The 22923-nt window shown below is 32.0% G+C and carries 27 protein-coding genes; 4 read left to right on the top strand and 23 right to left on the bottom strand.

Features of this window, described 5'->3' with window-relative positions:
- Window positions 1-2 precede the first annotated feature (2 nt).
- The 3 genes from BN1865_RS14110 to BN1865_RS18460 all read right to left on the bottom strand — a co-directional run bounded on the left by BN1865_RS14110 (window position 3) and on the right by BN1865_RS18460 (window position 1542).
- Entirely contained in the window at window positions 3-494 is a 492-nt protein-coding gene (locus tag BN1865_RS14110; RefSeq protein ID WP_050637904.1) for a PTS sugar transporter subunit IIA, read from the bottom strand.
- Between the two features lies 1 nt (window position 495).
- Window positions 496-1086 (bottom strand): ribulose-phosphate 3-epimerase, encoded by a 591-nt coding sequence (locus tag BN1865_RS14105; RefSeq protein ID WP_050637903.1) that lies wholly within the window; start codon window positions 1084-1086, stop codon window positions 496-498.
- A gap of 222 nt (window positions 1087-1308) precedes the next feature.
- Entirely contained in the window at window positions 1309-1542 is a 234-nt protein-coding gene (locus BN1865_RS18460; protein ID WP_157844080.1) for a hypothetical protein, read from the bottom strand.
- Between the two features lie 269 nt (window positions 1543-1811).
- On the opposite strand from BN1865_RS18460, the gene BN1865_RS14100 reads away from it, so the two are divergent.
- Complete coding sequence (locus BN1865_RS14100) at window positions 1812-3263, top strand: ISL3 family transposase (protein ID WP_232780323.1); 1452 nt, start codon at window positions 1812-1814, stop codon at window positions 3261-3263.
- A 2-nt stretch (window positions 3264-3265) separates the two neighbouring features.
- Window positions 3266-3433 (top strand): hypothetical protein, encoded by a 168-nt coding sequence (locus tag BN1865_RS18455; RefSeq protein WP_157844079.1) that lies wholly within the window; start codon window positions 3266-3268, stop codon window positions 3431-3433.
- A gap of 187 nt (window positions 3434-3620) precedes the next feature.
- Here BN1865_RS18455 and BN1865_RS14095 read toward each other — a convergent pair whose 3' ends face one another.
- From BN1865_RS14095 to BN1865_RS14015, 17 genes are all read right to left on the bottom strand, one after another.
- A complete protein-coding gene (locus BN1865_RS14095) occupies window positions 3621-4373 on the bottom strand; it encodes a DeoR/GlpR family DNA-binding transcription regulator (RefSeq protein ID WP_198527291.1) in 753 nt (250 codons plus the stop codon).
- A 55-nt stretch (window positions 4374-4428) separates the two neighbouring features.
- Window positions 4429-5796 carry a PTS transporter subunit EIIC gene (locus BN1865_RS14090; RefSeq protein WP_050637901.1) on the bottom strand — a complete coding sequence of 456 codons (1368 nt, stop codon included), beginning with the start codon at window positions 5794-5796 and terminating at the stop codon, window positions 4429-4431.
- Between the two features lies 1 nt (window position 5797).
- Window positions 5798-6733, bottom strand: coding sequence for a sugar phosphate isomerase/epimerase family protein (locus BN1865_RS14085; protein ID WP_050637900.1), 936 nt, complete (start codon window positions 6731-6733; stop codon window positions 5798-5800).
- Between the two features lie 212 nt (window positions 6734-6945).
- Window positions 6946-7947, bottom strand: a complete 1002-nt coding sequence (locus BN1865_RS14080; protein ID WP_050637899.1) for a helix-turn-helix transcriptional regulator — start codon at window positions 7945-7947, stop codon at window positions 6946-6948.
- Window positions 7948-7956: 9 nt separating this feature from the next.
- Window positions 7957-8562 carry a hypothetical protein gene (locus tag BN1865_RS14075; RefSeq protein ID WP_050637898.1) on the bottom strand — a complete coding sequence of 202 codons (606 nt, stop codon included), beginning with the start codon at window positions 8560-8562 and terminating at the stop codon, window positions 7957-7959.
- A gap of 113 nt (window positions 8563-8675) precedes the next feature.
- A complete protein-coding gene (locus tag BN1865_RS14070) occupies window positions 8676-9557 on the bottom strand; it encodes an NlpC/P60 family protein (RefSeq protein WP_157844136.1) in 882 nt (293 codons plus the stop codon).
- Between the two features lie 43 nt (window positions 9558-9600).
- On the bottom strand, window positions 9601-10053 hold the full coding sequence (locus BN1865_RS14065; RefSeq protein WP_050637896.1) for a phage holin family protein: 453 nt from the start codon (window positions 10051-10053) through the stop codon (window positions 9601-9603).
- 51 nt (window positions 10054-10104) lie between these two features.
- Window positions 10105-10491 carry a hypothetical protein gene (locus tag BN1865_RS14060; RefSeq protein WP_050637895.1) on the bottom strand — a complete coding sequence of 129 codons (387 nt, stop codon included), beginning with the start codon at window positions 10489-10491 and terminating at the stop codon, window positions 10105-10107.
- Window positions 10466-10759, bottom strand: a complete 294-nt coding sequence (locus tag BN1865_RS14055) for a hypothetical protein (RefSeq protein ID WP_050637894.1) — start codon at window positions 10757-10759, stop codon at window positions 10466-10468. The genes BN1865_RS14060 and BN1865_RS14055 overlap by 26 nt, the downstream gene beginning before the upstream one ends.
- A 27-nt stretch (window positions 10760-10786) precedes the next feature.
- Window positions 10787-11131: a hypothetical protein gene (locus BN1865_RS14050; RefSeq protein ID WP_050637893.1), complete on the bottom strand. Its 345-nt coding sequence runs from the start codon at window positions 11129-11131 to the stop codon at window positions 10787-10789.
- A gap of 200 nt (window positions 11132-11331) precedes the next feature.
- Window positions 11332-11652, bottom strand: coding sequence for a hypothetical protein (locus BN1865_RS14045; protein WP_050637892.1), 321 nt, complete (start codon window positions 11650-11652; stop codon window positions 11332-11334).
- 25 nt (window positions 11653-11677) lie between these two features.
- Window positions 11678-12028: a hypothetical protein gene (locus tag BN1865_RS14040; RefSeq protein WP_157844134.1), complete on the bottom strand. Its 351-nt coding sequence runs from the start codon at window positions 12026-12028 to the stop codon at window positions 11678-11680.
- A 12-nt stretch (window positions 12029-12040) separates the two neighbouring features.
- Window positions 12041-12166: a hypothetical protein gene (locus BN1865_RS18985; RefSeq protein WP_255351768.1), complete on the bottom strand. Its 126-nt coding sequence runs from the start codon at window positions 12164-12166 to the stop codon at window positions 12041-12043.
- A 10-nt stretch (window positions 12167-12176) separates the two neighbouring features.
- Window positions 12177-13652, bottom strand: a complete 1476-nt coding sequence (locus BN1865_RS14035) for a DUF859 family phage minor structural protein (protein WP_050637890.1) — start codon at window positions 13650-13652, stop codon at window positions 12177-12179.
- A gap of 2 nt (window positions 13653-13654) precedes the next feature.
- Window positions 13655-17212, bottom strand: coding sequence for a collagen-like domain-containing protein (locus tag BN1865_RS18795; protein ID WP_232780406.1), 3558 nt, complete (start codon window positions 17210-17212; stop codon window positions 13655-13657).
- Window positions 17213-17220: 8 nt separating this feature from the next.
- Entirely contained in the window at window positions 17221-17586 is a 366-nt protein-coding gene (locus tag BN1865_RS14020) for a DUF6711 family protein (RefSeq protein ID WP_050637888.1), read from the bottom strand.
- A gap of 10 nt (window positions 17587-17596) precedes the next feature.
- On the bottom strand, window positions 17597-19777 hold the full coding sequence (locus BN1865_RS14015; RefSeq protein WP_050637887.1) for a synaptonemal complex protein 1: 2181 nt from the start codon (window positions 19775-19777) through the stop codon (window positions 17597-17599).
- 85 nt (window positions 19778-19862) lie between these two features.
- Here BN1865_RS14015 and BN1865_RS14010 point away from each other — a divergent pair, with 85 nt between their 5' ends.
- Both BN1865_RS14010 and BN1865_RS14005 read left to right on the top strand, forming a co-directional pair.
- Complete coding sequence (locus tag BN1865_RS14010) at window positions 19863-20687, top strand: SHOCT domain-containing protein (protein ID WP_050637886.1); 825 nt, start codon at window positions 19863-19865, stop codon at window positions 20685-20687.
- A 157-nt stretch (window positions 20688-20844) separates the two neighbouring features.
- Complete coding sequence (locus BN1865_RS14005; RefSeq protein ID WP_050637885.1) at window positions 20845-21672, top strand: SHOCT domain-containing protein; 828 nt, start codon at window positions 20845-20847, stop codon at window positions 21670-21672.
- Window positions 21673-21701: 29 nt separating this feature from the next.
- On the opposite strand, the gene BN1865_RS14000 is transcribed toward BN1865_RS14005, so the two are convergent.
- From BN1865_RS14000 to BN1865_RS13990, 3 genes are all read right to left on the bottom strand, one after another.
- Window positions 21702-22007 carry a hypothetical protein gene (locus BN1865_RS14000; protein WP_050637884.1) on the bottom strand — a complete coding sequence of 102 codons (306 nt, stop codon included), beginning with the start codon at window positions 22005-22007 and terminating at the stop codon, window positions 21702-21704.
- A 77-nt stretch (window positions 22008-22084) separates the two neighbouring features.
- Window positions 22085-22411 (bottom strand): DUF5055 domain-containing protein, encoded by a 327-nt coding sequence (locus BN1865_RS13995; protein WP_050637883.1) that lies wholly within the window; start codon window positions 22409-22411, stop codon window positions 22085-22087.
- A 20-nt stretch (window positions 22412-22431) separates the two neighbouring features.
- Entirely contained in the window at window positions 22432-22914 is a 483-nt protein-coding gene (locus BN1865_RS13990) for a hypothetical protein (protein ID WP_050637882.1), read from the bottom strand.
- Window positions 22915-22923 lie beyond the last annotated feature (9 nt).

Below are 22923 nucleotides of genomic sequence, written 5' to 3'. Positions count from 1 at the left end.
ATTTATTTTTCCTCAATTTCAATAACAATTTCATTAGCTTCCTTATCACCTGAGAAAGTGATAACATCTTTATATTGTGCCGTATTTGTTATAACCATTAAAACTGTATTATCATAACCAGCCTGAAGTATATTCTCAAATTCAACATCTAATAATACTTCTCCTCTAGTCACAAAATCACCTTGTTTTTTCTTTGCATGAAAATATTGCCCATTCAATTCCACTGTATCAATTCCAATATGAATTAATAACTCTACTCCTTTAGAATTAGTGATACCAATAGCATGTTTTGTTGGAAAAAACGATGTAATAGTCCCTGATATGGGAGCAGTGATTGTATGACTTTGAGCAATAATACCGACTCCTTTCCCTAAAGCTTCGATTTTAAACATTTCATCATTTGTTTCTTTAATATCAATAACTTTCCCTTTTACAGGTGCTCCAATACTAAATGCTAAATCATCTTCTCTTTTCTTTTTATTAAATAATTTCATCTTATAAGTTCCTCAGTTCTTTTAAAATTTTTATATATTTTTTATCTTTATGAAATAACGCACTGGTTCCTAGTACAAAACCATCACATCCTAAAGTATTTAATTCTTTAATAATGTGCGGGCTACATGCACCATCTACTATAATTTTAAACTGATATTTTGATTTTAACAGTATTAACTTTTTAATCTTTTCTCTTGTAAAATCAAGAAATTGCTGACCAGCAAATCCTGGATTAACCGTCATAACCATTACATAATCACAAAGATTAAGCATTTCCTCAATAGTTGCAATTGTTGTATCTGGATTGATGACAATCCCAGCTAATTTATTTCTTTGTTTAATGTGAGCTAAAGTTTTAACAACATATCTTTCACTTTCAGGATGAATATATATCAAATCTGCACCAGCATCAATAAACCAATCAACTTTATTTCCTGGATTTTCAATCATTAAATGACAATCAATCATTTTATTTGTATATTTTCTGATTTTTTGTATTTCTACAGTGCCCATTGTCATATTAGGAACAAAGCTCCCATCCATAATATCACAATGAAAGATATCAATTCCTGCTCGATCTAACTCTTCCACTTCTTTTTTTAAATAACCGAGTAATTAAATATCTCTGGGGTTTTTACTGGCACTCAAATTTATTGGGGTGCCTTTTCTTTTTATATTGTTTCTTCTTTTCATTTCTATGGGGTTCTTTCTCTTTATATTTTCTCTAAATCATTATATGATTATTTTATAAAATTTACAGAAAGAAAATGGATAAACAATCGCCCCGACCAAAGTTTGATTATTTATCCTGTCCTATTGAAGAACACTATGATAATAATTCAAACTCACAAAAAAATCAAGCCTTTCAATCAGTTTGTTTATGACAGATTGATTAGAAGCATCAACTTCAATAAAATTGAGTGCTCCAGTTGTCATTCCCACAGCTGGACTTTTCATGCCTACTATGATCGTCATACTGATTTCTTCAATAGAGATATTGTTATCAGAATACTGAGAGTTCAATGCACTGATTGCGGTGTGACTCATGCAGTTCTTATTCAGGAAATGATTCCCTATTCAATTGCCGATTTCTCTGTTATCTGTTCATCTGTCAATTATTCTCAGTTCACTTATTCCTCTCATCGCTTTTTTCTCATCCATAAATATCACGATATCCCCCTTAGATACATAACCTTATGCTGGATGAACCGCAGAAATCATCCTTGTCTTTTCTATTTTCCCACATGACTTTTGTATGCCTTTCCCTTTTTCTATGTTACTTTTGTCTTAGAAACAAGATGAAAGGAGATTTTTATATGAAGGCTATCGATGCACCACCTCTTTTGGAAGATGGTGAACTGCTCAATACTACCATTATGCCTATTATTTCCGAAAATGATATTCTCAAGTTCTTCAATCTTGAAAAAGATGATATTCAGGAATTCAGAATCACCCATCAGTCAGATGGAATTTACATCTGCATCAGACTGAATGTCAAATATCATCAGTGTCCTGTATGTGGTCAGATGACTGATAAAATTAAGGATTATTCTCAAAAAAAGATTATTCATTCCGTTCTTAATTATTCCCAGTGCTTTATCATATACGAAGCCAGAAGATATCGCTGTCCTCACTGTCACAAAACATTCTTTGAACACAATCCCTTTGTATTTGGAAGTTCCAGAATCTCTGTAGCGACTGTATCCAATATCCTCAGAGATCTTAAGCTTCCCAATGAAACATTCACATCTGTTGCCAGGCGTTATCATGTTTCAGTAACCTCCGTCATCAATATCTTTGATGATCATGTCCGTATTTCCAGGAGACCTCTTCCTGCATGTCTGGGTATTGATGAGGTTTATGCATTCAAGACTTATAAAAGCAAATTTGTCTGTGTGCTGGTTGACTGTACTGACCAGAAGATTGTTGATGTCCTGCCAACACGTAAAAAGGATGACCTGATCAGCTACTTTATGCTTATTCCCAGAGAAGAGCGTGAAAAGGTGCTGTACTGTTCGTTTGACATGTGGGAAACCTACAGGATTGTTGCCAGACACGTCTTTCCCAATGCAAGCTGCTGTATCGACAAGTTTCATGTTGTTCAGGAACTGGGGCGAAGAATGGATAAAGTCAGAATATCAGCTCAGAAAAAGTACATGACACAGATCAGGGAACTTCAACAAAAAAAGAAGAATATCGGCCTTACAAAAGAAGAGGAATATATATACGAGGAAGCATCCAGACACTACTATGTGCTTAAAAAATTTAACTGGATGTTCATCTCAACTGACAACAGAATATTTGATCCCAATGAGGAAAAGAGATACAACAGAAGACTGGAAGGATACTACAACTATTATGATCTGTTTGATTATATGGTGAAGTATGACAGAGAACTTGATATCGCCTATGACCTTAAGGACAGTGTTACCCGTTTCTACAGACAGTGTCATTATGAAGACGCAAAGAAAAAACTGGAAGAAATCATTATCGACTTCAGGTGCTGTCCTATAGAAGAGATGAGCCAGTTCGCCAACACTCTGACAAGATGGAAGCAGGAAATCATCAATTCCTTTATGATTGTAGACAGGGAGAAAAACAGAAAGATGAATACTGCGATTGTAGAGAACCGCAATAAAAGCATCAAGCTGATCAAACATGCATCAAATGGATACCTGAACTGGGAACGTTTCAGAAACAAAATCTTATTTTCACTTAACAGTGATACAACCTATTATCTCAATATTATAAAAAAGGAGGACAAATAATAATGATAAAGACATACAAGCTTATTCTGGAGGACGATGAGAATAGGATTCTTGAAGAAGATGAAGTTCTGGAAGAAATACTGGAAGACATAAGTAATATGTATAGAAGAATCATGATAATATCTTCAAAAGTAGATAAGATTTTAGAAAAATCCAATGAACGATTCTAATTAAAAAAGTCTATACAAAAAAGTGGGGTCAGTTAAGCCCCACTTTATTTGATAGATGAGATTCACGAAATCCCAAGTTATTTTAGATTACCAATCCGCACACATCATGCTTGGACATAATATTTTATTCATGGTTCACTCCTTTACAAAAAGCGAGTTCATCACAGAACTCGCTTTAAAATCTGAACTATTTAACAATTAATGAAACATTATCACTGAGTTTATCATCTTCTTTATCAGAAATAATGATAACATCTTCTAAATCAAAAGCTTTAACGTTAGATAAATTATGAAATTTAGAACTATCACAAATCAAATAAACTTGATCTGAATGTTCTTTAACTAATCTCTTTTTATTTGCTTCTTCAATAGTTGGTGTTGTAACACCTAATTTTTCATCAATTCCATTAGCTCCTAAAAAAGATTTATTAAAGTATAAATTTTTTAATACACTTTCTGTTAAAGATCCATGCAAAGAAGAATTAACCGGACTATATCTGCCACCTAATATAATTATATCTGCTTCAATATGTTCCCTAATGGAAAACACATCAGTATTAGAAGTATAAATAGTAATCTTTTTACCTATAATTTTTTGGAATAACATTGAAGCTGTTGAACCAGAATCTAAATAGATTGTATCACCATCTTCTATTAAGTTAGCTGCTATTTCAGCAACCTTCTCTTTTTCTTGACTATATAAAGTACTTCTTGTTGAAATAGGTATTTCTCCTTTGGTAGAAATAAGCTTAACTGCTCCACCAGAGAGAAGTTCAATTTTTCTGTTTTTCTCTAGTTCTTTCAAATCTCTTCTTAATGTTGAAGAAGAAATTTTTGGAAATTCTTCTTGTAGTTCATCAATTTTAACTAACTCTTTATTTTCAATAATATCTAGAAGTTTTTGTTGTCTTTCATATGGAATCATCATTATCACCTTCATTTATTAATAATGATACCATATTTGCACAACTTTCTCATTATTTTTTCTCATTAAATTAAGCAAGTTTATCTTCTTTATTTGTAAAAACATATCCTAATACAGCACCAACAATAACTGATATTCCTAAACCAATAATTCCATTAATAATATTAGCATTATTCACAATAAATGAAGGGAAGGTTGTTACACTTCCAAATACAAATGCATTTGTCACAACTTTCATCAATCCTAAATATGCACCACCTACTGCTCCTGCAATAATTTGTGCTAAAAATAATTTTTTATTTTTAACAAGCATTCCAAATAATGTTGGTTCAATAATTGCAGATAAAGCAATCGTTACAACACCAGTCATCGCAAAACTTTTAAGTTTACTATCACGTGCTTTTAAATAGACTCCAATTGCTGTTCCAATAACTGCAAAATTACAAGCAAATGTCAATGGACAAATATAATCAAAACCATATTGAGATATATTATTAATCATAATTGGATTCACTGCCCAATGTACCCCGAAACTGACTAAGACACTCCATCCTCCACCAACAAGAATACCTGTTAAAAGACCACTACGTTCAATTAACCAATTCACTAAATTTGCGATTGCCTCTCCTGTATATACACCAATAGGACCAATAACAATCACAGTAATTGGCACCATAATAATCAATGATACCAAAGGAACAATAACTAACTTTAATGTTTCAGGAACATGTTTATCTAACCATTTATATAGATAAGAAAATGCCCAGATAGATAAAATAATAGGAACTACTGTTGAATTATAATTCATCAGCACTGTAGGAATACCCATAAATGAAGTCATTGCTCCATTTCCTGTACTTCCCATTAGTGATAGAAAATCCGGATGTAATAGTGCTGCCCCAATTAATGCAGAAATATAAGGACTCGCACCAAATCTTCTTGCTGCTGTAAATGCCAACAATACAGGTAAAAAATAAAACACAGCCATAGATGCAGAAAATAAGATAACATATGTTCCACTACCTTCATTGATAATACCCAATTGTACTGCTAAAATAAGTAATCCTCTTAAAATCCCTGAACCGGCCAAAGCTGGTAATAATGGTGCAAAAATAGCTGAAATAGATGAGAAAATTTTACTCATTAAACTTTCATCGCTAGCTGCTTCATCATCTAAAACAATTTGACCATTTCCCTTTACCAATTGCTCAAATTCATCATAGACATGTGGTACTTCTGTTCCAATAAGAATTTGATATTGCCCTGCTTTTTTGACAACATTAACAACACCATCAACTTCTTTAACAGCCTCATCATTTGCTTTTGACTGATCCTTAAGATTCAAACGAAGTCTTGTTGCGCAATGTGTCATATTAGAAATATTTTCCACACCACCAACATTTTCAAGAATCCCTGCTGCTGTTTTTTTAAAATCCATATTACTTTCCTCCCTTTAAAAATGTATACATTAATTGACTTGCTGCAATTGCATCATTTTTATCAATAATTGACTGTATATAACTTAACCCCAAATCATCAATTAATTGATCCATATATGTAATCATTTGAATGTTTTGTTCACACTCTTCTTTAGCCCCTTCTATTATAGGAAAAGTATCAAAATAAATCACTTCATTATAGTTATGTTTCTTTAAATAATACATCATTTCTAATGTCTTAAATGGTGTTGATGTTCCTATAATAAGCCCATCATCATTTAACCCATATCCATCATTTAAATGAATACCAAATAATTTCTTCTGACTTCCAAAAATATCAGCTGCAAATGCTGGATTCTCATGTTTCATTAACATGTGACAGTAATCTAAAGTAACTCCTAAATTATCTCTATTAACATCATTCAACATCATTCCTGTAACACCCATACCTTCAATAAAAGCATATGCTCTTGGTTGGAACGGTTTATATTCAATACTTATTTTTAAATCTGGTGCATAATCACAAATTTCTTGATAGGATTTGACTAACTGATCCCAGACTTTTTTATAATTAATTTGAAAACTATAATCAAATCCATCAAACCCTAACCAAATTGTAACAACCTTTCCTCCAACACTACGACAATAATCTGAGGCATCTTTACATAATTGAAGTGCAGTCATAGCAATCTGATTGTTACTATTTCCAAGTTCACCATTTATAAATTCATCTCTAAACCTTAATGCAACTCCATTTAATTTTAAATCATTTTTTTCTAATAATGTCTTCATTGTTTGTGGGTCATACCCTTTAATATGTTCTGGATAATTCAAATCCACATATCCTAATCCTAATTTTTTAAAATCTAATAAAGTTTTTTCTAAATCATAATCCTTCATTCTTAAAAAAGAATTAATCCTTCCTGCTAGTTTCATCTCTTTTCTCCTTCCTTTTTACGAGTTCATTCTAGCACACGAAGAAACCGTTTTCAACACTTATTTTCATATTTTTTCATTTTATTTCATTATTTTTCATATTTTATTCTTATTTTTATTCATATTTTTTCATTTTATATCACTTATTTTCATATTAAAAAGAAGAATTCTTAACAAATTCTTCTCTTCAATATAAAAATATTTTTAAAATATCATATTTCATTATCGTGGTTGTATAACGTTAACATCTTTTCAATTCTTTTTTTCATTTCTATTTGTAATGATTCAGGAGCAATCACCTTGACTTGGTCTTGCAACATCATAAGCCATCCTATTAACCCATCTGAAATAGGAGTATCTAATATCGTCACAAGATATTGCTGCTGATAAAGTTTTTGAGCAGTTATATCTGTTCCAAAACGAGAAACTAATTCTCTTAATAGTTTTTGATCACATTCTAATTGAATTGTATCTCTATTTTGGGATATATACATGTTGGTAGTTTTTTCTATTTCATCTGTTAAATCAAATTGTTCTCTGATATCAATATATGAGTCACGAATTGTTTGAATTAAACGCATACGATCAACACGATATGTAGAAAGTGCATTTTTAAATTTATCATTATAACCTATAACATAATAATGATTATTTTGTGAAACAATCTGATAAGGAGAAATAATGTATTGATCTTGGTTATTTCCATGTAGTGAGGGGACTTCTGTAAGATGATTTCTTTTAATGACATAATTAATATATTGAAAAGAAAGGACGGATTTGTTTTCAATAGCTTTCATAATGGTTGTTAAGTTAAGAAATAATGAGAAATGAAGATCTCTTTTGGATGGCTTGAAGTGAACAAGACGCTGTTTTTGATGATATGATGATAAAGATAATAATTTATTTTGTAAATTCTGTTTGTCATCATTCTTTAAATCCTGATGAAAAACGATACTATCTAAAAGGAATTGCAGTTCACCATCTTCTAAAAAATCTGTTTGAATTTTAAAACCAACTCTTTTGATCGAAGTAATCATATTTTCATGAAGCCATTCATAAAAGAAATCATTAATTTGATGAATACATGAATAAACTGTTTTAATATCTAAATAAATTTCATAATCTTCTAATCGCTCTTGAATTTCTTTTGCTGATATTCCTTTATCCTTATTTTCTAAAATGAATTTGAAAACATAATACATCCTTTTCCCCATATTTTCCTCCTAGTGACTTGTTGCGAATTGATAGCTCCTTTTTTGTTTATTATAATGTCTCATTAATGAAACATAATCATAAAAACTATAACTGCATAATAAGTCTAATAAATTTTGGTCAGAACAATCTGGCAATAATTTTAAATATTGATAGGCAAGATGATATTGATCTTCTAATAAACACATTTTTGCACATTCTTGTAATTCTACTTCATAGTTTTCATGTAAGACTTGTATAAAGTGAGCGAATGATGTATTTTGAAAATCTATCAAATGTCTAAGTACACAGTACTCATTAATTGTGATTGTCTTTTTACATATTTTTGTAAATAATTGTTTTTTTAAATCTGTATAGCTTTGATATTGAAATAATCCATTCATCATCATTAAATGATATTCAAGCTGATCATAATCTGATGACTGATAAAGTGCATGTAATGCATAAATAAATAACTTTTTATTGATCTCTTGATAATTCATCATATTTTCGAATGATTGTATTGTCATACATTCATTGATAAGTTGTAATAATTGCTGATCTTGACATATTTTTTGAATATAGTCTTTCTTTTCTCCTAATGTTATGTGATTTAATGTTTGATAATCTTGTCTCATAATCTCATCTCCTTGTATTTTCATTATACTAAGTTTATGTAAAAGATGATGATTATATACCTATTTTAACACCGATATTTCGGTTTTCAAATCATTTTGTAAAATATCTTTTTTTATTCTATACAAAGACTGAGTTTTGTTACTGGATGTGAATATAATCCAGCATAGCCATCTTGATTATTACTTGTTTCTGTATCATATTGCCAACCATAATTCGTTTTATACTTTGCTCTCTTATATGGTCTTATATCATCAGGTGTATAATAATAAATTTGTACCAAATCAATTGCTTTGCCATTACCAGCATATTTATAACTATTTTTAATATCGCATTCCGTAATCCAGCCAAGCCACTTTCCACCTTTAACATGCACACGATACTTTATCTTACCCTTGTCTACTCTAATGGCAACATCTGTAATAGGGCTATCTTGATAACCAGCATAGTCTTCAAGATTTTTCACTTCACTTAGCCACCCATGCTTCTGAGTTCTTACACGATAGAAAACATTGACATTTTTTTGACTTGTTGATTGTGTAGGCTTTTCATTTGTATAGTCAATATAACAGTCTAACTGACCACATTTTTGCCATTGTCTGGCTTTTAAACCATAAGCATTTGCTTTTCCACATCCTTTAGGATATGTTCGTTGGATACCATTTTCCCAAATAGGACTTGATTCAATAACCACACCATTACCAACATATATTCCGATATGCCCTTTCATCCAGACAAGCCATCCTGCTTGTAGCTTTGTAAAGTCTGTTGTTACATTGGAGCATCTTGAAATCATCGTATCCGCATTAATGTCTCGAACATTATTACTTGCATATTTTCCAGCAGAAGGGTATCCCCATAAGATACCTTTAATTAAGCCACTACAATCACATAAGAGATACTTTCCATCTTTAGTATTCATAAACTTACCTAATTTATATAATGTTGGTAACTTTTCTACTTCTATTGCTTTATTAATAAAATCTTGTACTTTCATTTTTGTCAATTTATTTCTCCTCCATTTAAAAATAGTTGAAAAACTACTCTTGATTTTCTCTATTAATAATTTTATCTGCAACTTCTAATCCTTTTGTTAAAACAGATGGTACATTATATCCAGCTTCAACAAAATTTTCAATGATGGATCTAACTTCATTTACCAGTAATGATGCTAATACGAAATATCCTAATAACGCAGTAATACGCAAATCAACACCAATTGTATTTCCTATTTCAATAAAGACCGCTACTGCTGCAAAAGATACTAAAATCATAAGCCAATATCCTAATTTTTTAAGAATACCTTTCCATCCCGCAGTAGAATTCGTCTTATTAGCAATACCAGACTTCATCCACCCAGTTAGCCAATCAATAATGTTAAATAAAAGGAACATGGCAAATAATAGCCAGTGTTCCCCAAAAACCAAACTCAATAATGCAATAATACTTCCTGTAACTGCATTGTATGTATCCATATAATTCATTTTCTTCATTTTCCTCACCTTCATTATTTTATATATAAAAAGCCACTAAGAGCATGAGAACTAATTTGCAAAAATAACATAATTGATTGGAACGCTTGCAATTACTGTACACGTTCCATATTTATTTGTGTTACATCTTAACACAATATTTCCATCAGCTGTTTTACTAACTGAAGCAACTCCTAATGATCCAATTATATTTTGAATTGTACAGTGCATATCAATATACCAGACTGTTATCATAACTATAAATTGTGATCCATTGTGATCGCCAAACACAATAACAGTTGCTTTATCACTATTTATAAAATTTAATTCAATTTGAATTTTATCACCAGTTGTATTCAAACAACCCGGACTTTTTATAAAGCCAACATCAAATTCAAAATTTGTCATATTATTATTTATGTAGTGTGGTGTCTTAATCGGCTCTGATACAAAATCCATAACTCCATAGTGTTGTGGATTTTAAAACAAGATTTTGTCCACTTATAGAATAAGTAATATAGTTAGCAGTATCTGCCAAATGTAGTACTCGTTTGACTTCACTATTATTAACAAAAACCACATCAAACACATTGAAGACATTAACATTTCCTTCTACTGCTACCAAAAATACATTTCTGTAATTTGTATCATTTGGTAAAGAAATATTAAAAATATAGTTATTGTTAAACTCAACTTTTGTTATTACATTAAAATTAAAATTTTCCATAATTTTCTAGATAAACATTGTAATATATTATGCTGTATGTGCAGTTTCAAATGGATCAACGCATAATATTCCATAAGCACTATATTGATTAATATTCAATATAATTCTTATCCATGTCACACCATTCTCAGATTCAAGTCCAGAACTATTAATGCTGCATCCTGTCCCAACAATGTGGCTAATACTAGCTGAACCATTTTTGTTATATCCAATAATACCTAAATACAGACTACCATTCATATTTCCATAGATAAGCATACTACCTTTATCACGTATCATATTTGGAAAATAAATAACTATATGAAGATGAGTATTAGACCCATTTGCTAAGTAATCAAATTTATATCCATCCACTGTACAAAAACTTGTCATAATCTATCATGTGTCGAATGTTTACCTAGCCGACACCACCCTTCTTGAGAAGAAGGACTACATGTCCTCCTTCCATAAAAGATAACATTCGTAAAAATGTGTGTGTGTGTGTGTGTGTGTGTGTGTGTGTGTGTGTGTGTTCAACGAACCCACGCGTTTCAAAACTATTCATAATTTTATTTGCTATCTTGAAAGAGAGATTAGACAAAATAACAGTTACATCCTATAAAAGTATATGTGCCCCATATTCCCAAGTTATATAAACTAAATTCTATGTATTCACGTTCATTTCGAGTAACGGATATCGTTAACACCTGTCCACTTAAGGGATAGTATGTAATCCCTTTACCATTAGATGAATCATCAATATAGATGATTCCACAAATTCCATATGTCCCAAAGACAAATACTGAAGCACGTATACCAAGAGCGTATCTTCCTACTCTTATAGTTGTTGATGTTTTATCATATGATTGAATATCATATATTCTTCTACCATCAATTGTCATATAATTTATCATTTTAACTCAATAGCTTTATGATAGATTAACCGGTTGTACGAGCAACTTCAAACGGATCATTTCCTTGCATAGAATAAACTGAATATTGTCTTACATTAAGCACAATTCTTACAATTTCTCCATCTTCCTCTAATCCACCATATGCTAAACTCATTCCCGATCCAAAAATTGTATCTATATTCATTCCACCATATTTATCATATCTAATTATCCCAAAGTATCCATATCCATTCATGTTTCCATAAATTGATATAGCTCCTTTATCGTATATCATTTTCCATACTCTAATTACTATGTGTAAATGAGTGTATGATTCTTGTTTAACGTAGTTAAACTGATCACCATTTACTGTAGAAAAACTAGTCAAGTCTATCATAATCAAAAGCTATTAAGCTTTCACCTCTCTTTCTATAGGACTTACTAATCCTAAACGATAGCGTTCTCCTTTCCTGTAATAATAGATATTTGTAACCCTTGCTCCGACTATTTTGGGAGTATTTTTATTTCTTTTCATTTCTCTTCTCCTAATCAATTGTGTGGAATTTTATTTTTCCATTTTCATATCCATCAAAAATCATCACCTTACCTAAATCAATGAGATTATTTTTATAATATACTGGTATTGCTATTTTAAACTTGTTATCTTCTGCCGTTGTTCCAATTGCAATTCCATTACCTCCACTAGAAAAGTTTACAAGCGTAAATGTTGGTGCCATTGTTGCATAGGCATACCATGTTCCAAAATAATCTGTAACCGCTATCCTGAACTGTCGTTCCTTATTAACATCAAATGTCACTGTTGAGACATAGTACGTATCTTTAGAATAACCACTTCCTGTCATTAGATTTGTCCAATTCCCACTATCATTCAAGTATTGTAAAGCAAAGCTATTTGTGTTTTTAGAGCTAACAGAAGCGATTGCAAAGGCATAGGTTATCCTTGCGTAGGCCCCTGCATTCTCATCAACTGTTCCAGCATTATTGCAACGAACAACAGCAAATTTAGAAATACTTGGTGAATAGTAATCTAGGACAGTAACTGTCTTACTGGCACTTGCCGTTCTTCCACGACTATCTGTGACAGTCGTTGTAATAGTGACATTTCCTGCATTCCATAAAACTCCACTTGTAAAGCTAGCACTACCATATGTTCCAATACCACTAACACTTGTTGAATATTGTGTTATCCAGCTTGAATATGATCCACCAGCACTAATTGATACTGCTAGCTGTGACTTGCCTTTGACATATCCTCCAAACTTCGCTGCTAATCCTGATATAGCTTCACTAACTGTTGGTGCTGACACCCACGGAACAACACTTGCAGGCACATTAACTGTAAAATTGATATACTTATCTTCACCGATTTGTGTAGAACCATTGTATGTTCTTAAAATAAGTGTTCCTGTTCCACTTGTTGCATTGCCAATCTGATTACATAGTTCCATTGGCACAGTCCATGTTGTAGAAGTCCCTATTCCACTTCCTATTCCTGCCCAACTAATATTTCCAAAACTATACCAAAGAGAATGTGTAAAAGCCGTACTTGCACGATTGATATTAATTGTCATAGCACTACCGATTGTATTACCACTAATAGCACCAAACGAACTTGCACGAGGAATTGTTGGAAGTGTAAAGCTTCCTGACAGTGTCATAGTACTGATCTTTGTTCCTGAATAAGTAACCTCAATTCCAAAACTCGCACTGACACTCACTGATTTTGTACCATCGGCATTATGCCCAACAGACGTTGTTCCACTACGAATTGTCTTTGAGCCACTTCCTCCACTTGCTCCACCAGTATAAGATCCTGAATAATTGGTCCCATTGACTGTTACTGAATAACTCTTGCTGGCACTAAAATTTAAACTTGCATCCCAGTGAAGAACTAAGCTCCATGAGACGGAACTGTTATTGTTTGCAACATTTTGTGAATAGGAATAATCAAATGTCAGCCATAAATGACTTTTATACGTTCCACTTCTAATACTTGCCATATCTAATTACCTACTTTCTTAAAATCTAAACTGCCATTGCTTCTTGGCACAAAAGCAAATTTTCCAATTCTTAAGCTTTGTGTAAACTCGCCATCCGTAACATACAGTTTTCCATTTGTAAAATAAGCGAGTTCTTTATTTGATTGCTTAAATACAATCTTATCGTTTTGGATAGTTAAGGTTAAAGCATTATTTTCTTCACCAAGTATAATATTTCCATCAATAAATCGGATATATTTAAGTATTCTTGCATAATTTTCCTTCTGTTCAGAACTTAATTCATCATATTGCTTAGTAAGAGTTTTAAAATTAAATGCCCATCCCTCTGCACTTTTTTCAAGTTCAGCTGTCCTTTCAGCCAATGTTTCACCTGTCTCTTTAGAAAGATATGTTTTTGATATTGTCTCTATTATGCTGTTGGCCCTCGTATCAATTTGTGAAGTGAATTCTGTCTTCGCATTATTAATCTGATCTGCAAAATCCTTTGCCGATTCGTCGAAACGATTATCTACATCCTCTGGTGCTGGACTCCAGTCGGTTGCCTTATTCCCTTTTTCAAGTTTTATTTTTGTTATGGTACTTGTAGCACTTACACTGGACGCAACTGGATAAACATGCAGTACACTTGTATCAAGAGTTCCTGTCTTGCCTTTAAATGTCAATTCAAATGTACCATCACCTTTATTAACAAGGTTTCCAAGCGAAATGGATCCACCATCAAGCCATAATCCAAAGTAACTCTTGCCAGTTCCTAAAGTTCCCCATAAACGACATGTATATGTTTCATTGGCAATCATTTTTTCACTCATCTTATATGTCTGTATAGGATAACTTGTATTTGTTACTTCTACATCACTATCAAGCAAAAGATTTCTTCCACCAATAGTTATTTCATTAACAGCTTCCCAGGAACTGTCACAAATTGGACTTGTATATGATGTACTTGCTGGATTTGTATATGTAATTGCATATCTTGTCCATAGATATTTACCTGTAGACCATGTAGGCATAACAGAAACCCAATTTCCACCTGTTTGAGATGTTTTAGATGTACTTAAATAATATTGCTGAGCAATACTTCCAACCCCTGTTCCTGTTGCACCAGTCGTTCCGTTTTTAGGAATATAGGCAACACTATATGTTGTGGAAGTTGTACTATCTGTATATGTGATGACTGTTCTGCTCCACAAATACTGTCCCTGTGTAACACTTGGAATGCTTGTTGCCCAGCTTCCAGTTGGTGCTGCTGTTCCTGATGTTCCAGCCTGATATGTTATGGTTGTGGACTTTATCCCTTTCCCTGCTGGACCTGTATCACCTTTCTCACCTTTAATCAGTGACCATGTATAATCAGCAGCATTTGTTGATTCTGTTTGTGTTGTCTTGTTATAGGCTAGTCCAATATATGTTTTACCTGCAGGATCATCACTCATGTTTGCTCCAGAGGAAGATGTTGCATATTTTACCCAAGTGTAGAAGGTCTTTCCATCTGCCCCTTTTCCGCCTGCAACGCCTTGATCTCCTTTTTCGCCTTTAATCAGTGACCAAGTATAATCACTGTAATTGTTACTTTCACTAGATGAGGACTTATTATATGCCAATCCAATATAAGCCTTTCCTTCTGGAGTATCTGACATACCACTCGTTGGCGTATCAGCATATTTTAACCATGTATAATACTGCTTGCCATCGTTTCCCTTAGGGCCTTGCACCCCCTGAGGTCCCTGTGGTCCTTGTAACCCTTGAGGTCCTTGAGGACCTGTTTGTCCATCGTTACCATTTAATCCTGTCTTTGTAGAAATAACTGTAAATTCTTCTTTTTTGGAAATAAGATCAGCAGTGGCAGTACAAACATATGTGATGGAATGATCAAGATTATGACTAATGGTAAGTACATTCCCATCAGCATGTTCACCTACAGTCAATGCTTCAACACCATTTTCGCTCTTACGCTTCCATGTATATGTCATATCAGATATTTCTTTGCCTTCTAAATCATAGGCATGAGCTGTAATTGTTAAATGATCTGTCATGAAATCAGGAATATAAGTATTTGCATTACTATCAAAAACCTGACTAGCAAGAATATTGGTTTCAAGATAAATATTGAAATTTCTCATGATTTGAGAAACATTATCTTCAATTTCAGTTATATGTTTAATCTCTAATCCATTTTGATCTAATATTAAAAAAGGATCAATAATATGTCCTTCTTGATCTCTCATACCAAATTGAACTGTACCATTTTCCAAGTCTAATTCAAACATATCTCCACTCAATTGCCCTGAAGTCAATGCATTTGCACTAAAATTTCCATCTAAATCAAAGGCAATGTTTTCAAAAGTCTTACCACCATCTTGACTATAACCAAAACCACCCATAGACATTCTCCATAAATGGGTATCATCTCTTAATGTTGGTGTATTCATAATTGTCCATCCATTAGGATAACCATTTTCATCTACATCAATAACATAATAACCACCTTTTTGTCCAAGAATCTTTTCAGTTGTTTGTTTATAAGATTCAATCAAAGTATTATAAAATTTATTTAATTTTATTTCAGTTGGACTTTTACTCATCACAACTTCTTTTTCATTTTGACCATGACTTTCTATAACACTGCTCATACCACCATCAAAAGAAATCGTATGATCCATAATAAGAATTTGTGACATATCCTTTGTACTTTCTTGAACATGAACAATATCACAGACTTCAAGACATGGATCACCACGCCATTTTAATGTCGCTGGTGTATATGTAAAACCATTGATTTTTTTAAAAAGAGATTCTAATCTTTCTTGAGTCATATAAGGATTCGCAAATGTGATTCCATACCCACTTCCAACAGTTAGAACATGTTCTTCATCACCACTTGTCAATGAAGAAATCGTCAAAACAGAATTCGTCTTTTTAAATCCTAATTGATATTGTAATTCTAATGGAATCGTATATTGCCCACTTTCATACCAATAAAATTCTAACTCACCAAAGCGATTCATTCTTGCATTTTTCCCCATTAAAGAAGCCATATACCCAAGCATTTCTTTACAAGTCACTTCCATTGGCACTTCAATAATGATATCCTCTAACTCCTGTTGTTTAAGCGTTAAACCACATTGATTTATCACATCCAAGACAACATCTTGAAGTGTTGCTGGATACTCAATATGTGGCTTATATTCTTCACTTAATAATGAAATGCCATCATATCCTTCAAGACTCACTTCATATTCATTTTGTCTTGTTATTTCACTTATAAAAAAAGACCCCATTGGAATCCATTCTATATCAGTAGATAATTGAACACCAATAAAAGCTTCAATCAATCCATTTTCAAAAGGAATATTTCCAGGATCAAACATATCAATCTTAATACTATTTGAACATATTCCTCCAATTGTTAATGTATCCAATCCATTACTCACTTCATGAATAGTGACATTCTTTAAATAATGGCCGTCAATTTCTTGATGACCATTTAATATTACTTTCATTTTCATCTCTCGATGGTCACTTAAAATCTTATCTTTATATGCTTGTGTTGTTGTTATCATAAACTCACCTACTTCTCAATAAAATCAATAGACATCCCTTGCCATATCCATTGATTCATTGTTTTATCAAACATATATACCGGAACACTTCTATCACTCACATAAACAGTCATCGTATGACGTCTCCCAAGTTTAGGATCTGGATACTCCAATGCAAAAAACATTGGAGAAATAGCTTCTAATAATGAAGACATTTCTGCATCCTTCATTGGTGGAAATGATACAGACACTTTTCTTTTCATTGTAATACGATCTCTAAACATATCACCCAATTGATTTCGACCAGTTCCTTCACTTGAATCTAAATCTGATTCTTCCCATTGCAATGCAACAGGATTTTGAATAGCTTGACCATTAATTTTTAAAATATCCATAATTCTCCTCCTAAATCATCAATGGTGTTGTTCCAGTACGTTTAACAACACCATTATGATATTTAATCACTTGTTTTCCAACAACTTCTCCATCCATTACAAATGTTGCATGAATGTTCATATTCCCATTACCACCATTTCCTTGCATTGCACTTCTAACAGCATTATAAACCCCACTACTAATACCAGTCACAATCTGATCATTATTAGCAACAGCTGTTTTCCCATTAATACGACCAACTAACTCCGGACCAGCTTCACGCGCAACAAATAATTGTCCTGTTTCTGGGAAACCACCTTCTGCAAACCATGGTAATTTAATACCCCATAAAGTAAAGGATTTTTTATCTGCTTCAGCTTCAAGTATCATTTTTGCCTTTCTATCTACTGCTGCTTTATCTACTTTTTTCTTCACATCATCGAGATTTTTATCACTTGGTCCATTAACATCAACCTGTGCTGTTGGATCAGCTGCCTCTGCCTGTGCTTCTATATCAGCCATAATAGCTTTTGTTTCATCAGTGATTTCTCCATTGTTAGCTTCCAAACTCGCTGCTAGTTTATTACATAATTCAATACCACTCGCATCACCTTTTTCAGCAAATAACTTAACATTTTCTGATAATTTTTCTCTATCATTATCATTCATTTGACTCAATGCAGTCATTTTTGATAATTTTAAAGCATCTAATCCTACAGCTTGTGCCGATTGAATCTCTATACTATTCAATTGCCAGAGTCCATAACTCTTTTTAAGTTGCTTTTCCTCTTCTTCATTCATAATTGCTCCACTTTCCTTGAGTTTAGCAACCATTTCATCATAAGAAGCCCCTTGTTCATAGGCTTTCTTTAACATTTCTTCTTGCAATAATCCAGACGTCATTTTCACAACTTCTAGTTCATCTCCCTGAGCCGTTGTTATACGATTTTTACAATCTTCCGATGCTGCAGCCAAACTATCCCATGCCACTTTTCCATTTTCATCAAGAGCCGTATATTCCTCTAATTGTAATTGTGCTGATGATTCTATACTTCCATCTAATGCACCAATAGCATCTTTATATAAAGTAATACCTTTTTCATTAGCTTCATAAGTTCCCCTAGCTTTATCCAACGTTTCTGAATATTGAGACAACTGTTCTTTAGATTCACCCAATTTTTCACTATATAAAGCCATTAAATCACAGTCCTCAGGGCTCAAATAACCTTGTTTTTTATACTTTGCAATAAATTCATCTATTTTTGACTGATAATTTTGTTGTTTTTCTAATTCAGCATTATAATTATTTTGTGCTAATGTTAATTCACTTCGCAATTTGGTTTCATTTTTTAAACTTTCGACATAACCATCATAATATGCTTCCACTTTTGCTTTACGTTCTAATTGCTTTATATTTTCTTCTACTTTTTTGATATTCTCATCAACTGCTTCTGTACTTCCTAACCATGCCAATTGTCCATCTTTTGTTAATTCTACAGTTCCAGGCATAGCTGAATTAAGTTTATCTATATAATATTGGGCTTCTTCAAAATTTTTAACATATCCGTTCTCATCAGCTAAACCTTTTAAATTACTGACAAAACTTTTTAGGACATCTGATTGTACTTCAGCATCCTTAGCTTTTTGTATTGAAGCAGTAGTACTTTCATTAATAGCTTTTGAAGTCTCAATAAGCTTATTTCTTTTAGCTTCCTGCGCTTCAATAAACAATCGTGTTTCCTTTTCAGCTTCACTTTCACTATCACCAAATAAAACTAATGCTCCAACTACTAGCCCCAGTCCACCTATGACCGCCATGAGAGGATTAGCTTCCAGAAAATGTAACACTGTCCCAAAGGCACTAGAAGCGGCTGTCGCTATATTTGTTGCTATCGTTTGCAAATTTAAATTTGCAACATTACCCAACAATGCATTATTTACAAAGTTATATGCATTCGCTAAAACAGATCCACTATCTGCCAATTGATTTATATTTTCATTAAATGATCCCAATCCTTGAAAACCTTTCACAACACCTGTTAAAACTCCATCTAAAGATGATACAGAATTCATAATTCCATCAATAGAACTTACATCTAAATCCAATTTTAAATTAGAAAATCTGGCTATTTTAGATAATGCATTATTTAATTCATTGACACTACTTGTTAATTTATCAATATTTGTATTACTTAAAAATATTTCATTCATAAGATAACACCTCCTATTTTATGAATTTTATTGTTATTTCTATTTTATTTAGCTATAATTTATATATAAAGAAAGGACTGATTTTATGGAAAAAAAATTTGTAGGTGTTGGTGGCGATAAAGCAATAATTAATGGAGAAAATCTCTTTTTAAAGTCTGCATTAATTAAAGAAAAGTGTTTTTTACCTCATATTGAATGGGTCAGTTTAGGTGAAGTTAATTTTCAAGGTCGTGGCATTTTGCATATAATTACCGACTTAAAAAAAGGAACTATGGATATTGTTTTTAAGCGTGATCAATATGACGAGATGAAAGAATTATACAATATATTATTACCATATATGAGTAGATTGATTATTGATCAATCAGAAAAAAAAATAACTATACTCAATAAAGGTAACGATGATCCTTTACAAAAACCCATCAATAATGTTAATGTCTCAAACCCTTATACTTACCTATCATTTGATGATATTAACAGTTATGAAGTTATTTGCGATAAACAAGTTATCAATAATGACATGCTTAAAAATACTGCTTCAGGTAAATATGTTGCTGATGGTGTTGGTGCTCTAATAGGTGCTCTTTCTTCAATGAACTCTGGTGAATATATTACTAACCTACAGATTAAATTAAATGTTAATAATTTTGATAACCCTTGCGTTTATATTAACTATATCACACGTAAAATCAAATCTAATAGCCAAATGGCTAAAGATTTAATTAAAATGTGTGATGAGGATTTAGCGAAACTAGAAATCATTCTCAAGAAAGAGAGTGAATCTGTTAAACAGGAAAACAATGCTAGCGATCCTATTGAAGAAGTAAAAAAACTAAAAGAACTTCTAGATATGGGAATCTTATCTCAAGAAGAGTTTGATAAGAAAAAGAAAGAGTTGTTAAATTTATAAGCCTGCGTATCATCATAAGATTCACATCTTAGAAATGCTAACCAAGGTAGCTAAAAACATGATCTTCTTAGACTCTTAAAACATAGTACTTTATGAATTTTATCGTTATTTCTATTTTATTTAACTATAATTTATATATATAGAAAGGACTGAATTTATGGAAAAAGAATATATTGGAGTGAGCGGTTATAAAGCTATTGTAGATGAATCAAACAATACCTTTTTTATCAAATCAAATATTTGTAAAGAAAACTGTTATTTACCTCATATTGAGTGGATTGATTTAGGCCAAGTAAATTTTCAAGGTAGAGGAACAATGACCATTTTTACAGATGCTCAATCCCCACTTCATATTGTTTATAAACGTAATCAGTATGACAAAATTAAAGAATTGTATAATACCCTCCATTTATATACAAAAAGAATATTATTTAATCAAGAGGAAAGAAAACTTACTATTTATAATAAAGGAAATGACGATCCAGTAGAAAAACCAATTAATAAAGTTAATGTTTCAAACCCTTATACTTACCTATCATTTGATGACATTAACAGTTATGAAGTTATTTGTGATAAACAAGTTATTAATAATGACATGCTTAAAAATACTGCTTCAGGTAAATATGTTGCTGATGGTGTTGGTGCTTTAATAGGTGCTCTTTCTTCAATGAACTCTGGTGAATATATTACTAACCTACAGATTAAATTAAATGTTAATAATTTTGATAAACCTTGCGTTTATATTAACTATATCACACGTAAAATCAAATCTAACAGTCAAATGGCTAAAGATTTAATTAAAATGTGTGATGAGGATTTAGCGAAACTAGAAATCATTCTCAAGAAAGAGAGTGAATCTGTTAAACAGGAAAACAATGCTAGCGATCCTATTGAAGAAGTAAAAAAGCTAAAAGAACTTCTAGATATGGGAATCTTATCTCAAGAAGAGTTTGATAAGAAAAAGAAAGAGTTGTTAAATTTATAATGAAAACACCACAAAATGTGGTGTTTTACTTATTGATAACAATTGACTAAAGTACTCATCCAAACTTTCGCTTTGGCTTGTTCCTCTTGAATTGTTAATTGTTTATCTTCCTCTTTTTGTTCATTAGTCATAGGATATGGCTTTGATGGATATGACGATGCCTGTTGCCCAGATTTTCGACAAAATACATTATATAGTGATGTAGAAATAGCATCATAGATATACATACCTTGTAACCACATATGTGAATTATGTCGATCTTCTTTGATTTCATAAGCTTGTCTATAGAACTTAGCCAGTTCTACATCTTGGAGATAGAATTCATCATAAGTCATACCAATCGATAAATAAAAGGGAAGAACTTCTTTAAATATTTCGGTATAAGTTTTGTTGGAAAGAGAATCCTCAGTGTCTAAAAACTCGCCTTCCAACTTATTGCGTTTTTTGAGTTATCCTCTTCAAATAATGTATTTAATGTATCTGTTGCCATTTCTGATAACTTGTTATACATATCATTTTTGTTTGTGAATAAGTGGAAGATTTCTTCAACTTCCGCTTTTTTTATGCGTTTATGATGAGCATAGAATGCATATTCGAAAAGTTTTGGTAAAATCGTTACAGGCTTTTTATTCATATCTGCTAATACGATACCATCAGCTTCCATCTTTTCTAATGTTTTTCTTGTGTATTCTAATGTGTAATCTACATCATTATATGTAAATTGAATTGTTTTAGACATTGATTGATTCCTCCTATAAATTATTCAGCAGGTGCTGCTGTAGATTTTGCTTCCCATGCAGGTGCATTTGTTGGTGTAATATATAAGTTTGTTTCAAGCACAGCATTCACTGCCATTGCAGGTAATCCCATTGCACTTGGTTGTCCTGTAAAATAAACTGATTTATCTAAACCTGGATGTTTAATTTCAAACCAAACTGATTTTCCTTCTTCCTTCGCTGCTTTATAAGCGTCTACTAAAGTATTCCATGCTGTTTCTAAATCTGTTGTAAAGTTTGCTAAGAAAGCCAATGCTCCACCTAAATCTTTTAAACCTTCAACATATGTTTTGAATTCTGTTTGACTTAAATCTGTTGTTTCTAATGTTTCTGGAGATGGATTCATCTCTGGAACACTTTTAATATTAGGAATTTGAATATATCCCATTGTTGGTCTTGTTCCAGCAGTTGCTTCAACTGCATAATTCACTGTAACTCCAGCTGTACTCATAGCAATATTTGACATAATGTTTTC

The organism is Candidatus Stoquefichus sp. SB1, from assembly GCF_001244545.1.
Lineage (GTDB): Bacteria > Bacillota_I > Bacilli_A > Erysipelotrichales > Coprobacillaceae > Stoquefichus.
The sequence above is the reverse complement of the archived record's forward strand: the minus strand, read 5'-3'. Positions and strand labels throughout refer to the sequence as shown.